The 13,441-nt window shown below is 70.5% G+C and carries 13 protein-coding genes; 5 read left to right on the top strand and 8 right to left on the bottom strand.

All coding sequences use genetic code 11. The annotated features are described in order from the left end of the window. Positions 1–126: 126 nt before the first annotated feature. The 3 genes from WMF19_RS49560 to WMF19_RS49550 all read left to right on the top strand — a co-directional run bounded on the left by WMF19_RS49560 (position 127) and on the right by WMF19_RS49550 (position 2,288). Entirely contained in the window at positions 127–1,137 is a 1,011-nt protein-coding gene (locus WMF19_RS49560) for an AraC family transcriptional regulator ligand-binding domain-containing protein (RefSeq protein WP_437896750.1), read from the top strand. 258 nt (positions 1,138–1,395) lie between these two features. After that, positions 1,396–1,731, top strand: a complete 336-nt coding sequence (locus WMF19_RS49555) for a helix-turn-helix domain-containing protein (RefSeq protein ID WP_437896749.1) — start codon at positions 1,396–1,398, stop codon at positions 1,729–1,731. Continuing rightward, the gene (locus WMF19_RS49550; RefSeq protein ID WP_437896748.1) at positions 1,728–2,288 is read left to right on the top strand and encodes a sigma-70 family RNA polymerase sigma factor; all 561 of its coding nucleotides are present in this window, start codon (positions 1,728–1,730) and stop codon (positions 2,286–2,288) included. The genes WMF19_RS49555 and WMF19_RS49550 overlap by 4 nt, the downstream gene beginning before the upstream one ends. A gap of 103 nt (positions 2,289–2,391) precedes the next feature. Here the strand turns inward: WMF19_RS49550 and WMF19_RS49545 are convergent, their stop codons facing one another. The 4 genes from WMF19_RS49545 to WMF19_RS49530 form a co-directional block, all read right to left on the bottom strand. Next, on the bottom strand, positions 2,392–2,880 hold the full coding sequence (locus tag WMF19_RS49545; RefSeq protein WP_437896747.1) for a hypothetical protein: 489 nt from the start codon (positions 2,878–2,880) through the stop codon (positions 2,392–2,394). 6 nt (positions 2,881–2,886) lie between these two features. Next, on the bottom strand, positions 2,887–3,321 hold the full coding sequence (locus WMF19_RS49540; RefSeq protein ID WP_437896746.1) for a HEAT repeat domain-containing protein: 435 nt from the start codon (positions 3,319–3,321) through the stop codon (positions 2,887–2,889). Between the two features lie 167 nt (positions 3,322–3,488). Then, the gene (locus WMF19_RS49535; RefSeq protein WP_437896745.1) at positions 3,489–4,040 is read right to left on the bottom strand and encodes a hypothetical protein; all 552 of its coding nucleotides are present in this window, start codon (positions 4,038–4,040) and stop codon (positions 3,489–3,491) included. Positions 4,041–4,657: 617 nt separating this feature from the next. Continuing rightward, positions 4,658–5,758: an IS1 family transposase gene (locus tag WMF19_RS49530; protein WP_437896744.1), complete on the bottom strand. Its 1,101-nt coding sequence runs from the start codon at positions 5,756–5,758 to the stop codon at positions 4,658–4,660. Positions 5,759–6,131: 373 nt separating this feature from the next. Here WMF19_RS49530 and WMF19_RS49525 point away from each other — a divergent pair, with 373 nt between their 5' ends. Next, the gene (locus WMF19_RS49525) at positions 6,132–6,986 is read left to right on the top strand and encodes an OB-fold protein (protein WP_437896743.1); all 855 of its coding nucleotides are present in this window, start codon (positions 6,132–6,134) and stop codon (positions 6,984–6,986) included. A 98-nt stretch (positions 6,987–7,084) separates the two neighbouring features. Here WMF19_RS49525 and WMF19_RS49520 read toward each other — a convergent pair whose 3' ends face one another. Beyond that, a complete protein-coding gene (locus tag WMF19_RS49520) occupies positions 7,085–7,330 on the bottom strand; it encodes a hypothetical protein (RefSeq protein WP_437896742.1) in 246 nt (81 codons plus the stop codon). A gap of 358 nt (positions 7,331–7,688) precedes the next feature. Here WMF19_RS49520 and WMF19_RS49515 point away from each other — a divergent pair, with 358 nt between their 5' ends. Next, the gene (locus WMF19_RS49515) at positions 7,689–7,892 is read left to right on the top strand and encodes a hypothetical protein (protein ID WP_437896741.1); all 204 of its coding nucleotides are present in this window, start codon (positions 7,689–7,691) and stop codon (positions 7,890–7,892) included. A gap of 24 nt (positions 7,893–7,916) precedes the next feature. Here the strand turns inward: WMF19_RS49515 and WMF19_RS49510 are convergent, their stop codons facing one another. From WMF19_RS49510 to WMF19_RS49500, 3 genes are all read right to left on the bottom strand, one after another. Next, positions 7,917–8,555 (bottom strand): hypothetical protein, encoded by a 639-nt coding sequence (locus WMF19_RS49510; RefSeq protein ID WP_437896740.1) that lies wholly within the window; start codon positions 8,553–8,555, stop codon positions 7,917–7,919. 123 nt (positions 8,556–8,678) lie between these two features. Further along, positions 8,679–10,295, bottom strand: coding sequence for a hypothetical protein (locus tag WMF19_RS49505; protein WP_437896739.1), 1,617 nt, complete (start codon positions 10,293–10,295; stop codon positions 8,679–8,681). Beyond that, positions 10,292–13,387, bottom strand: coding sequence for a hypothetical protein (locus WMF19_RS49500; RefSeq protein ID WP_437896738.1), 3,096 nt, complete (start codon positions 13,385–13,387; stop codon positions 10,292–10,294). Before WMF19_RS49500 ends, WMF19_RS49505 begins: the two co-directional genes overlap by 4 nt. Between the last annotated feature and the right edge of the window lie 54 nt (positions 13,388–13,441).

Raw genomic sequence — 13,441 nt, 5'->3', positions numbered from 1 at the left:
TCTCTCCTCGCCGAGACTCTACCCGGCCGGCGCGCGACAACCATGGCGATCCGCGCCAGATCGATTTGCCGATCGCGACGAAACGAGCGGCGCCTCTGCGCGCGACTACCCTCTCCCGAGCTCCCGATGGCCCGGCCTACCAAGCAGCCACCCGCTTCGTCGTCGATCCTCCCGGCGATCCTCCGTCACGCCGAGGCGCGCCGGCTCGACGTGGAGGCGCTGGCGCTGCGCTTCGGGCTGCCGGCGGACGCCGCGCAGCGCGATGAGGTGAGCGTCGCGGCCGACGTGCCCGACGAGCTGCTCCACGCCGTCGCGCGCGCCGCCGCCGAGCCCGACGTCGCCTTGCGCGTGGCGGCCCGGCTCGAATCGCGGCGGCACACGCTGACGGAGCTCGCGGTCCGGGCGAGCGCGAACGTGCGCGAGGCGCTCCACCTGCTCGCGCGCTGGGCGCCGCTCCTGCACGAAGGGCTCGCGGCCACCGTCGAGGAGGACGCGCACGAGGCGCGCTGGCTGCTCCGCACACCGCGCCGCCCGCGCGGCGTCGGCCGCTACGTCCACGAGCTCGCGCTCGCGCACGCCCTTCATCACGTCCGCGCCGGTGCGGCTGACCTCGCGCCCGCGCGGGTGTGGTTCACCCATGCTCGCCCGCCGGATCTGGCGGTCCTGCGCGCGTTCTTCGGGACGGGCGCGATCGCCTTCGGGGCGGAGGCCTGCGGCTTCGCCGTGCCGCGCGCGGACCTCGATCGCGCCATGCGCCTCGCCGACGCCCGCGCGCTCTCCACCCTCGCGCCGCTCGTGGACGCCGAGCTCGGCGCGCGGCCGCAGGGCGCCTCGTTCACCGAGCGCGTCGCCGCCCACGTCGCCGACTCGCTGCCGCGCGGCACCGACGTGCACGAGGTCGCCCTGGCCCTGCACATGAGCGCTCGCACGCTGCAGCGCCGCCTCGATCAAGAGCAGACGCGCTTCTCCGACGTGCTCGATCACACGCGCCTCGCCGTCGCCCGCCGCCTGCTCGCCGACCCCGCGCTCACGCTCACCGACGTCGCGTTTCGCCTGGGCTTCGCGGATCTGGCGACGTTCACCCGCGCCTTCAAGCGCTGGACCGGCAAGCCGCCGGGCCAATGGCGGCGATCGTGAGGCGCGCTCGTACCCGCCCATCTCTCGCTGCACGCCCCTCGAGCAAACGACGGGACGCACCCATCTCCCGCTGGACATGCCTCTAACAAAAAGACGGGTTGCACCCATCTCCCGGGGTGGTGTCCTAAGTTCAGGACTCTTGTCCTAGTTTGACCTCGGACCTCGCGTGAGCGGCTAAGTTCGGCCGGAAGTAGTGCAGCCCGCGACGGCGCCAACCGTCCGGGCTGCGTGGCCGAACCCCGTACCACGAGGTCCGACATGAAGGTTGTACCTATCCGCGGAGGCGGAAGGCAAGGCGGAGATCCGCCCCCTGCCCGCCCGCGCCCCACCCTGTCCATGGGAAGCGAGGAGGCGCAGCGCCTCCGTGCCGCGCTCCGTTCGCTCCGATCCATGGCCGGCTCGACCCGTTGCCTTGCCGAGATGCTGGGCATGGGCGAGGGGCACCTCCAGAACATCATCTGCGGCCGGCGCCCATCGTACGGCGTCGCCGTGCGCGCCGCGAAGCTGGCCGGCGTCACCGTCGAGCGGCTCCTCGGTGGGCTGAGCGCCGCGGACCGTTGCCCGACGTGCGGCGCTCGGCGGGGTGCCCCATGAAGCCCCGGCGGAAGGGGGCCGGACGCCCGCCTGCCGCGCGACATCCCAGGAAGAAGCCGACGATGGAGGCGATCCTCGCGGAGCGCGGCATCGTCCTGGCGACGCTCGCTGGCATCCCGAAGCGCGACCGCCGCGACGTGGAAGCCGAGGTGTTGCTCAACGCATGGAACGCCGTCCGTCGGGGGCTCTACAGACCAGACCCGCGGGACAAGCCGCGCGACGCGCTGAGGAAGTGGTTGCACGGGATCGCGTGGCGCCTCGCCTCGCACTACATCCACAGCGCGTGGTCGCGGCGCGCCGTGATTCATCCGTCGCCGCTCGGGTTGCTGCGCGAGCCCGTCGGCATCGACATGCACGCCCAGATCGAGGCGCGCGAAGTGCTGGACGCCATGACCGAACTCCCGGACTGGCAGGTCGACGCGCTCCTCTCCGTGGACGACCCGGAGAGCCTTGCCGCCTACGCCCGACGGCGTCGGATGAACCCGCACACGGCAGCGTCGCGGCTCCGCATCGCTCGGGAAGCGCTCGCGCTGCGGCTCAAGAGGTGGCGGCGGTAGCTACCGAGCCGAGAAAACGACGCCGCAGAACGCTCAGGATGGACGATTTTGCGCCACTCACGCGATCATCCAACCGCATAAACGACCGCTGGCGCTGGCACGATTAGACGCCGGCGTACTTGCGCCACTCCTCAGATGCCGACGCCAAGAACAGGCTCCACTCGCCGTCGTTTGCGTGGAGCTTCACATACTCGCGAATGTCCTTCTTCTCGACCCTGACGCACTTCGCCACGCCGGACTCTTTCAATTCGTGCAGTCTTCCAACAAAGGCCCGAAGCGCTGCCGCATCAGAGAACCGCAGCACTCTATGCGCTGTTCTTATATGATGAAAGACTGCGCCAGTCTCCTCTGGGTAGTACCGCTCTTCAGTGCTACGCACATCAATCCCAGACTTCTTTCTGGGCGGATCCATTGGGGCTGCGGCGGCATGCTCCGCAAACGTCTGCACAACAGCCCCCTGGTGTACTTCGTACAACGACGGCTCAAGGTCCGGAATACCATTCCTGTCTTCAAACTCAGCGTCGTATAGACTCTGCGCGTCCGGGGCCGTGTCCGCGGTATTGAAGGAGTAGAACACCCTAAAGAGCAGCACTGGCTATCAACCCAGGTCGAGCGCATCCATCGCCGCTTCGCGCACGCCGCTATGCACCTTACTGTCATGCGCGACTTGCTCAAGTATGCGCTTGGCTTCATCAGTGCCATTCGCCGCAAGTCCTTGCACGGCCCCCTCTTGCACCATCGGTTGTGCATCATCGAGCAGGCTGCGCAAGACGCGAAGCGCGAACGCGCTGTCTTTGATTCGACCCGCAGCGCGTGCGGCTCTGGCTCTCATGCCAGTGCTTATTGCTCGAGAGTGAAGGTACTCGATTAGCTCTTGTGGGTTATGCTCCGCGAGGTGTACAAACATCGCCTCGCACGGCTTTGACCACGTTACACGGGCGACTTTCCTCTGCGGGACATGGACGGCCGTATTACATTCGCTCGCTTTGAGCGCGGCCGTAGTGTCGACACTGAGCTCATCGGAGTTGACCATGACAACGCTCCATAAAGGAGCGGCATGAGGCAAATGTGCTGTGGTGGTCGAGAGTCTGGCGGCGGTGCTTCCTGTCGACCCGTGACCATACCGGCACACAATCGTGTCGAGCTCATCCGAACGCGGCGCGCGTGAGCCCATCCCATCGATAAATCGCGTGTGGGTACTCATGTCGACTCCATCGATACGCCGTAAAGCGCAGACACAATCTCGATCGAGTTTGCCCTGCACTGAAGAAACGTATTGCCACTAAGAATATCAGCCGCGCTCTCCGCTCCGGCGACGTCCCAGTGATGATTGACGTCGATACGCACCGGTTCGCCTGGCGCAAGCGACAGCGACAACACAATCAAGTGGTCCCTGTCGTTGACTCTACGAGTTACAGTGTTTGACACTGTACTTAAGCCGAGATGCTGCAGTGGACGATCGTCTGTGCCCAGTAGCTGGTTTAGCTCTTCGGATGGCTCATCAACATCGAATCCGATGTTGAAACCGAGACCCTTAACAGGAGTCTCGGACAGGCGCCGCAGCACTTCCTGTGCAACACTCTCCGCTCTGACAAAGGCGTCGTCTTCCGCCACGTTTGGCACGACATTTACGTGTGTCGCAGTTGCGGCGAAGATGCACGTTTCCGTCGTGTACACATACGTGAGGCCGTGGGGCCCGCTGTTCGCGATGTCTTTCTGCAGGTTCTCGCCGACAAACAAGCGGGAAGCCACCCACTGTGGTACAAATATGGCCTGATTCCACGTCCCTGCCAGGACGATTGGGCAACGATGCGGGTCAAGCTTCAATGTGGGCCTCGGGCGCTTCGTAGGGCTAACGGCTAACAGCCGCAAGCCTCGTAAGATTCCGCGGCTGGAGCTGGGACAGCTGAATGTGCACACGTGTAGCGTGCACAAAGTATCTCTGAGTATACGCTCCAGCGTATGCGGTGCAAGTGGAAAGCTAAGCCGGTCAGCTGAGCAAGTTCAGCGACTCAACCGTCGCGGCCGATGTCGTTCGCCTGGGAAGTCGGCGCAGCCATCGCCCGAGAACTATCCGCCGGATCGCCGGGATGTTCCGATCTACCAGAGCTGCGCTTCCGAGATATGTAAGGAATATCGCTAAAAATTCCAGTTGCACCACCACGCGCGGTCGAGGTGCGGGGGTAAGTAAATAAAACAGCAAGTAAGTTACGGCTCCACGCGGTTCGCCCGGCTCGCCGGACAAGTTCAGCCGCACCATCCGCCTGGGTTGCGGCGAGGTGTCCAATTTCGCTGATGACGGAATTTTAATAACTAAGTAAAATTGCTAAGTAAATTAAGTAGAGTGGATGACGTGCGCGTGTCGCCGGTTACTCCGGCTCGCCGAACAGGCTGAGCTGGACCATCCGGCGCGACACCGGCGCAGGTGGCGGCGCTGACGGAGGAGGCTCCGGTTCCGCCGGAGCCTCCGCGGACGCCACGGGCGGTGGCTGCGGGGCGGATGGCGCGGACGCGGCGGACCCGCCCGGGAGCACCCGAAGCCAGCCCCGGCCGCCGGGGAGCTCGCGAGCGGGCCCCTCCGGCTTCGGGATGGCGAGCGGCTGCGGCTCCGGCTTCTCCCCCGCGGGCTCGGCCAGGGCGGCGTCCATGAGCATCTCCAGGGTCCACACGTGGTCGGTGACGCCCGCGGCCATTGCCGGGGTGATCCGCATGTTCCGCGGGATGTGGCAGAGGTTTACGAACGTGTAGTGCAGCGCGACCGCGGCGCAGTGCCGCGTGAGCTTCTTGCTGAAGGCGAGCGTGCGGCGCCGGAGCCGCGCGTTCCACTGCCGCGCCGTGAGGTTGCTCCGCTCGATGGCGTAGGTCGTGGTCTTCTCGTGGTCCGGCGTGCCGTAGATCGTGCGCTTCTTGATGAAGTCCACCCCGCGCTCGACGGCGAACTTCTCCGACGTCCCAGGCTTGCCGGGGCGCGCCGTGAAGTTCTTGATCATCTGCCCGTAGGGCACGGCGCGCCCGAAGTTCACCGCGATCGGCTGGGCGTAGAGGCCGAGCCCGTCGGTAGTGATCTGCGGCATGACCGTGAGCCGCGCGCGCACGTCTTCGACGAGAGCATCGGCGCTCTCCTGGTCGCGCTTCCCGACGTGCCACGCGAGGATGAGCTTGCTGGTGCGGCAGATCGCGGCCCATGTCCACTGCTCGCCCACGCTCGCCGCATCATCCTTCGCGGCGTCCACCTTGTTCTGGCGCTTGCGGCACCAGCTGTGCTGCTCGTCGAGGTCGACAAGCGCGCACGTCAGATCGCGCACCATGCGGTCATGAAGCCGCGCGCAACCCTCGCCGATGGCCTGCGCGAAGCGGCCGATGGTGTCGCGATGGACGCCGGTCATGCGCTCCGTCGCTCGGACGCTGGTGCCGTTCACGAGCGCGGCGAGCACCTCTAGCCGCCGCTCCGCTGGGAGCACGTTCGCCATGGGCTTGCACCTCTCCGGACGCGTGCCCATGATCGCAACGCGACGTGCGACGGGTGGGCCACCATCCGGCGTTCCGCAGCCCCGTCTCGGGTACCAGCCGAGGCGGGGCGCTTTGCCTGTCCCACCAAGGTAGCACCGAAAGCCTATGTTTCCCGGCATTTTTGAGCGCTATGACAGTGACTGTCACGGCCGTGGTGGGCTGTCGCAGCCTGTTTAGCGGCTCTTCCTCGCGGTCGGTTGCGAGCGGTGACCGAGGCGGGACAAGAGGGCGGCGCGGAGTGGGCGGGCGTAGTGAGGCCGCGGTGCGTGCGGAACTGCGCTACCCGGTGGCCATGGCGGGAGTGTGCGGACGCAGCTTGCGCGGTGACCTAGCGTGCGCGTAGCCTCCGCGGCGGAGGTGCGGATGGTCAGGTGGATGGGGGTCGCTGCAATGCTGCTGCTCGCGGTGGGGTGCAAGGGGCAGGAGCGTGGTGGCGAGGCGCGACCCGTGACGGAGGCGCCCGGGGCCGCGGCGACGACGGCTCAACCAGCGGCGGCGCCTGCCCCGGCGAAGCCCAAGGAGCCGGCGCGGGAGGCTGCCCAGCATGTCGACATCAAGAAGCTGCTCGGCGAGTACCACGACAACGAGGTGCGCGCGGACGGCGCCTTCAAGGGCAAGCTGGTGCAGGTCACGGGCCTCGTTGGCGACGTCAAGAAGGACATCACCGGCAGCATCTACGTGACGGTTGGGACGGGCACGATGCTGGAGATCCCGACCCTCCAGTGCTTCGTCGCCGAGGGGGAGACCGGCGCCGCGGCGGCGCTCTCCAAGGGCCAGAAGGTCACGGTGCGCGGGCGCGTGGACGGCCTCATGATGAACGTCCTCGTCAAGGACTGCGAGATCAACCCGGTGATGAAGCTCTGCAAGCGCTTGCAGGGCGCCCTCGGCGCGAAGGAGTGCAGGTCGAGCGATGAGACGGGTGACGCGAACGCTCTAGTGGTCAAGGAAGACGGCAAGGCCGCGACTGTAGGGTTTCTGGACTGCGTTGCCCCGAAAGAGCACGTGCCCCTCGCGGAGGTCTACGACTTCATGACGACGAAGCGCCAGCTGAAGGAGCATCAGGTCGTCATCGGCTCCAAGGCTGCCGGTTGTTACGGCGTCTTCTGGGCGTCAGACGCCAAGGGGGCAAAGGTGCCGCTCCCCGACGACATCAAGACCAAGGCGCAGGCGTTCTTCGATACGCTCTAGCGCACATCCGTGCGCTGCATGCGTGGCTCACGCACCGCATCAACCGGCAGGACGAGGACGAGCCCGTCGAGTTGAACTGACCCGACCGAAGCGGTCGCCTACAGCTTGGCGAGCTGCTTGAAGCGCTCAGCGCCGGACGGACGCTCGACAATGATGGGCCGTTTGAGGAAGAACATCATGCCGCCGCGCTCCCAGGTGACGACCGAGTATGCCTCCCAGCCTTCCTTGCCGAGCACCTTGAGGTGCTCCTTGTAGCCCGCCTGCCGGACATATTCGTCTGCCGTGTCGAGCTGCGTGTACTCCCACTGCTGGTACTGGGTCTTTTCGGAATCTTTCTCGCTCATCCGCGATGGATAGCACACTGGTGCCACCTAAGCACACCATGTAGGCATGGCACGGGGCGGCCAGGGTGCGCGTCCGGCGAGAAGCCCGTCGCTCACGCCGAGCCAAGCGCCGCGGCGACGAGACTTCCGGCCGTCAAGCGGTCGGCGGATCGTCTGTCCTAATTAGGACACCACCTCTCCCGGTGGACGTGCCTCCACAAAAAGATGAGTCGCACTCGTCTCCCGCTGGACGTGCCTCCACAAAAAGATGAGTCGCACTCGTCTCCCGCTGGACGTGCCTCCACAAAAAGATGAGTCCACTCGTCTCCCGGTGGACGTGCCTCCACAAAAAGATGAGTCCACTCGTCTCCCGCTGGGCGTGTCGGGAACGACCGAGATCGATCTCTCGGACGCCACCGGCCAGTTCTTGACCGCCGAGTGGCGCGGCGACCTCGACGGCTGGCGCACCGGCGCCACGATCAAGGACGTTCGCGTCGGCAACGCCGACGGGCAGTTCGGCTCGGATATCGTGTGCAACGAAACCAACGGCACGCTGAACGTGGCGAAGGTGCGGATGGAGTGATCGCTCGATCCCCCGTCCGGCCAGTCACTGCGCCTCGCCGCCAGGGTTGAAGTCAGCGCATGACGGGCACCCGGACGCCGCGCAAGCCAGCTCGGGGCACGACGTCGGGCAGCTCGGGTCGTCCGGGTCGCATTTGATGAGCTGCCAGGTCAAGGAGCTCATATCCTTTGGATCTGCCGGGCACACGTCGACGTCGAACGCATGCGACGCCACCATGGTGAGCGTGTGGCAGCCCGCCGTCACGGAGGACGAGTCCAGGAACCAGCGCCTCACGAAGGGGCGCTGCCCTTCATCCATCGTGCCCGCCTCGATGGCCTCGAACGGGTAGACGCGGTCCCGGTAGGGCTGCCCGGCTGAGTTGCGGGTGCCGTAATCGAGGTAGAGCGCGAGCTCGACATCCACGCTGTTGTCCTCGGAGAGCACGGCAGCGCCGAAGTCCACGAAGACGTCTTGCTCATGAATGTAGACGACCTGCAGCTGGCTGGGAGATGCCGCAGACGCGATCAGGTACGGCGCCGTCTGCGGAGGCGTCTCGTGATCGGGCTGCGAGAGGAGGAGGCAGCCCGACGCGAGCAGCCCGAGGGCCGTCAGCGCGGCCGACGAGAGAACGCGCGCCACCGACGCCGCAGCGCCCATGGGTGGACCGAAGGACGGGACAGACATGGTAAGATGATCAACAGGTTACCAGGACCATTCTACGAGGGGGGCGGGCCGCCTCGGTACGCGGAAACTTGCGGCATCACCTCCCAGCGCGGCCACGGAGGAACCTGGCCGACGCGGAACCAGCTAGTTGCATCCCAGCCGGCACACCATGGCCGCCGTGTAGGAGCACCCGTGGTCGCCCCACAGCGACGAGCTCGGCCCCGTGCACCGGAACGCGCACCCCCGCCCGTCCGCGGTCGCCTCGGCCGTCAGCCGGTATCCCTCGGCGTTGCAGCTCCCCGTCGATGACAGGCAGCTCGCCAGCTGCGGCTCGCACTGCTCGACCACATAGCCGGCCGGGCACGTCCAGTCCGCGCTCGCCCGCGCGTAGTCCGGCGACCGCCCCGTCTCGGTCGCGATCGGCTCATGCTTCGAGAAGGTCGGCATCCCCGTCGTGACCTGGAGCGGCACCACGACGGCCCGCTCGCGCGGCACCACCGGGGCGGACGCGTCCTTCGGCTGCACGACGAACGTGTCCCGCCGCGTCTGCCGCTCGCAGCCGGCCGTCGCGCCCTCCGGCGTCCACGAGAACGTGAGCTCCGCGCTCCCGTGCGCGGGCACCTCGACCGTGCGCTCGCCGTGGGTCACCCGGACATCGACCTGCGCCCTGTTCGTGATGAGCGCCTGCGCCGTCCCCGCGGCGCCGTACGGCACCACGCCCAGGTCGACCGGCAGCGGCGCGATCTCCGGCTCGGCGAGCGAGAAGCGGCACACGTCCGCCACCGGATAGATCGCGTACGCGAGCGGCACCGCCTTCTTGACCTCCATCCGCAGCGCGCCGAACGCCTGCCCGCCTCCCTTCGCGCCCGCGACCGGCGCGCCCTCGACGCCCTCGATGGCCAGCTCCCCGACCGAGGTCATCGTCACCCGGCGGTCCCCCGCCTCGATCCGGGCCTTGAACAGGCCGAGCGCCGTGCCGTGCGCCTCGCCGGCCGTCACGTCCGTCTCGTAGGCGACCATCGCGCCGCGCTTCACGGCCCCGATGAAGTGCGTCGCGCGACCGCAGGCGCAGCCGCCGCCCGCCGCCGGCACCACGCTCTCGGTCGGCTCGAAGAACTGCGGATCCTCGTCCGCGACAAGCGCCATCGCGACCAGCCGCAGCCGGCGCCGATCGAGCGTCCCTCCGGCGCTGAAGTACGCCGGCAGATCGACGTCGGCGCCGACGAGGACCGAGTCGACGGCGATGCCCACATAGCGGAAGTCGATCGCCCGCTCGCCCGCCGCGGGCGCGGGTGCCCCCGGCGCCGCCGTGGCCGCGGGCGCCGCCGTGATCGCGGCCACCGTCTGCGCCGCGGGCGCTGCCGTCGCCGCGGGCGCTCCCGCCACCGCGGGCGCTGCCGCCGCCGCGGGCGCTGCCGGCTCCGCCTTGGGACGGGCGCAAGCAAGGCCGACCGGCGAGAACGCGCCCGCCGCGCTCCGCGACAGCCCGCGGCCCGGCACCATCGCGCTCGACGTGTCGAGGAGGTAGTCGTGCCGCACGTCGCTGAACGCCCGCGCGGCCGCGAGCAGCGCCCCGGCCTGAGAGCAGCCGCTCTCCTTGCAGGCCGGCAACGCCGCCGCGCCGGCCGGCTTGCGCGGCGGCGGGACCGGCACCTCCGGCGGCCCAGGGCAGCCGAGCGCGGAGGCCAGCGCCCCGAGGAGGAGCCCGCCCGCGCGCAGCGGCGCGGCGCGGCGCGGACGAGCGCGATCTGCTCCGCTCACGGCCATGCGATCGTCATCCACCGGACGCGCCCCGAGCCGCTCACCGCGTCGTCCGCAAAGAACAGCGAGGCGCCGGACCGCCCCGCGAACGCCGGCGACACGTCCTGCGACGCGCCGCCGGTCAGCCACGCCAGCGGCTTGAGCGAGGGCGCCGACACGTCGCCGGGCGCCAGCGTGAAGGCGTTCAGCTCCACCGAGTCCCCCGGGGCCGACGCGAGCACGCCGCGGCAGACCTTGTCGCACGCGAGCGCGAGCGACGACACCGCCGCGCCGTCCGGGCCGCTCACCACGACGGGCGGGCCCTGCACCGCTCCGCTGCCGTCGAGCCGCACGAGCCGCGCGCGCCCGCCGGCCGCCGCGCCCCCGCCGGCCTCGTCGGCCGGCTCGTCGATCCAGCCGACGAAGAGCCCGCCTTCGAGCGGCGCGAGCACCGGGCTGCGCGAGTGCTCCGGGGATGCATGGAGGCGCGATTCGTCGCCGATCCGCTGCAGCGTCTTCGCGTCGAGCCGCGCGAGGAAGATGTCGCCGCCGGGCTCGTCGCCCTGGCCAGCCGCGCCGACCGCAGCCGCGCCGCCGCCCGCCGCCGCGCCGCCCTGGCCAGCCGCGCCACCGCCCGCCGCCGCGCCGGCCCCGCGGCCCTGGCCAGCCACACCGGCCCCGCGGCCCTGGCCAGCCGCGCCGCCTCCCGCCGCCGCGCCGCCCGGGGCCACTCCGCCTCCCGTAGCCGCTCCGCCGGCCGGGCGCGCGTCCGACCACACGAGCCACGCCTCCTGGCCGCGCACCGCGATCTGCACCTCGGCCGCGTCGAGCGGCGCGTTCGTGATGCGCCGGTCCGGCGCCATCCGGTTCAGCGCGCGGTCCACCCGCGCCGCATACACCTCGGCGTTGCCGTCGCGCGTGTCGATCCACGCGACGATGAAGCCCCCCGCGCCGTCGTAGGCGATCGCCACGTCGGACGCCTCGCTCGCGGCGCCGCCCTGCTTCTTCCGCGGCGCCGTGGTGAGCTTCTTCTGCGCGACCTTCGCGCCCGTCGCGTCGACCTTGGTCAGGTAGACCTGCGTCTCGCCCCGCTCGCGCGCGACCCACGCGATCACGCTCTCGCCCTGCACCGCGCCCTTGCCCTTCGCGTCGGCCGGGAGCGGCGGCGCCGCCGCGATCGCGACGCCGCCGAGCGACGACGCCTTCTGCGAGAGGACGTTCAGCTTGCCGAGGCCGCCCGGAGACGCGGCGCGCACCGCGAGCGTCGCGGAGACATCCTGCCCGCGGGGCGCGCCGTCCGACGCGCCCTCGACGAAGTACGTGACCCACGCCGAGAGCGCCGCGCCGCCGTCGAGCTCGACCGCCGCGACCTTGGCGATGGGGTCGCCCTCGGCGAGGGCGCGCACCGCGGTCGCGCGCGGCGGCGGGTCCTTGTCCTCCCGGAACGCGGGCGCGCGCCACGCGCTCTCGCGCACCGGGAGCGACACCAGCGCGAGCGCCGCCCGCGCGCCCGCCGCGCCGCCAGGCTGCGGGCCGGGCGCGGCGCTCGCCAGCGTCGCGCACGCGCCCGCGTGGCACGTCAGCCCGCGCACGAGGTACGGCACGCCGTCCGTCGCCGCGAACGGCGCGGCGCGCACCGGCTCCGCCGCCCGCACCGAGAGATCCGGGCCGAAGCGCACGAACGTCGGCCAGACCGGCGGCGCGGCCGCCCCGTCGCGCGCCATCTTGAGCGTGGCGGGCGCGAGCGTCACCGCGGCGAAGCCGTCGCCGTCGGCCGCGAGGTCGGGCGGGCCGCTCGCGCTGAAGACGAGCGCCGCCCGCTCCGCGCCGAGCGTCCCGTCCGGGCCGACCGACGCGAGGTGGATGAGGCGCCCCGGCCCGCGCGCCCCTGCGCCGCCGACGTCGCCGCCGCGGGCGCGCAGCAGGTCCTCCCACGCGAGCAGCGCCCGTCCGCCTCCGCCCTGGGAGGGAGCGACGAGCGACACCAGCGCCTGCTCGCCGGACGGCGGCGTCGCCTGCCGCGGCGCCACCGCCACCTTGCCGCCCGGCTCGACCGCCGCGAGGTAGACGGCGCTGTCGATGTCCCGCTCGTCCGTCCAGGTGAGCAGGTAACGCCCACCGACGGAGGCGATCTCGACATCGATCTGCGCGGTCGGCTCGGGGCTGACGACCACCGGCGAGGACACCTTCCCGGCCGCATCGATCTCCACGAGCGCGACGGGTCCGAGCTTCGCGTCCTCTGCGGCGTCCTCCGCCGCCGCCTTGCGCGCGGGCTTGCCCTCGCCCCGGCCGCGCGGCGCGGCCGGCGGGAGCACGAGGGCGACCGCCGCGCCCCGCTCGGTGGCGACCGCGTGCCACCCGAGCACCTCGCGCGCGACCGACGCGGGCGCCGTCGGCTTGATCGCGGCGCCCTTGCCCTGCGCCACGACCGTCATGACCACGTCGACGCGGGCGACATCGGCGCGGGCGGCGTCGCCCTGGGCCTCGCGCGGCATCTCCCACAGCACGAGCGCGCCCTGCGCGTTCGGGAGCACGTCGAGCCAGGAGATCTCCTCGGCCGTCTGCGCGACGAGGCTCGCCGGGGCGCTCGGCTTGCCGGCGGGGTCGAGCGCGAGCACGCGCACCGCGCGGCTCCCGTCGATCTGCTCGATCCAGGCGGCGATGTAGCCCTGCGGCGTGGCGCGCAGCGCGGCGACGGGCACGTCAGCGGCGACCGGCCCCGCGTCGACGGCGTCCCCGCGCGGCGCGCCGTCCGCGCCGAGGGCGCGCGTCCTCCAGCGCCCGCCCGCGGCGTAGAGCAGCAGCGCCTCGTCGCCGCGCCGGGCGAAGTAGGACGTCGTGTCCTCGTCGTCGAGCTCCGCGATCACCCGGGCCGGCAGGAGCGGCGGCCCTTCCGGCGCCTTCGGCTGCGCGGGCGGCGTCTTCACGACCCGCGGCGCGCGCGCGACGGGGGCCGGCGCCGCGCCGGAGCACCCGAGCGAGAGGGCGAGGGCGGCGCCGAGCAGCGCCGGCGCGCGGCGCCCGAGCGCGGGGCCGGTCGGGCGGCGTGCGTCGCGCCGCGAGCCGCGTTGAACCCAGGGGAGAGCGCTGCGGACGAGCATGGCGGCGACCATGCCAGAAGCGAAGAGCCCCCGCTACAGGGCGCCGCGCAAGCGGAGCGCTCGCCC

Origin of the sequence: Sorangium sp. So ce124 (assembly GCF_051525235.1) — a bacterium.
Taxonomy (GTDB): Bacteria; Myxococcota_A; Polyangia; order Polyangiales; family Polyangiaceae; genus Sorangium; species Sorangium atrum.
This window is presented reverse-complemented; position numbering and strand designations above follow the sequence as displayed.

Excerpts from the sequence above, each read along its gene's own strand:
- WMF19_RS49560 (WP_437896750.1), top strand. The coding sequence starts at position 127 with ATGGCCCGGCCTACCAAGCAGCCACCCGCTTCGTCGTCGATCCTCCCG.
- WMF19_RS49555 (WP_437896749.1), top strand. The coding sequence starts at position 1,396 with ATGAAGGTTGTACCTATCCGCGGAGGCGGAAGGCAAGGCGGAGATCCG.
- WMF19_RS49550 (WP_437896748.1), top strand. The coding sequence starts at position 1,728 with ATGAAGCCCCGGCGGAAGGGGGCCGGACGCCCGCCTGCCGCGCGACAT.
- WMF19_RS49540 (WP_437896746.1), bottom strand. The coding sequence starts at position 3,321 with ATGGTCAACTCCGATGAGCTCAGTGTCGACACTACGGCCGCGCTCAAA.
- WMF19_RS49530 (WP_437896744.1), bottom strand. The coding sequence starts at position 5,758 with ATGGCGAACGTGCTCCCAGCGGAGCGGCGGCTAGAGGTGCTCGCCGCG.
- WMF19_RS49520 (WP_437896742.1), bottom strand. The coding sequence starts at position 7,330 with ATGAGCGAGAAAGATTCCGAAAAGACCCAGTACCAGCAGTGGGAGTAC.
- WMF19_RS49510 (WP_437896740.1), bottom strand. The coding sequence starts at position 8,555 with ATGTCTGTCCCGTCCTTCGGTCCACCCATGGGCGCTGCGGCGTCGGTG.
- WMF19_RS49500 (WP_437896738.1), bottom strand. The coding sequence starts at position 13,387 with ATGGTCGCCGCCATGCTCGTCCGCAGCGCTCTCCCCTGGGTTCAACGC.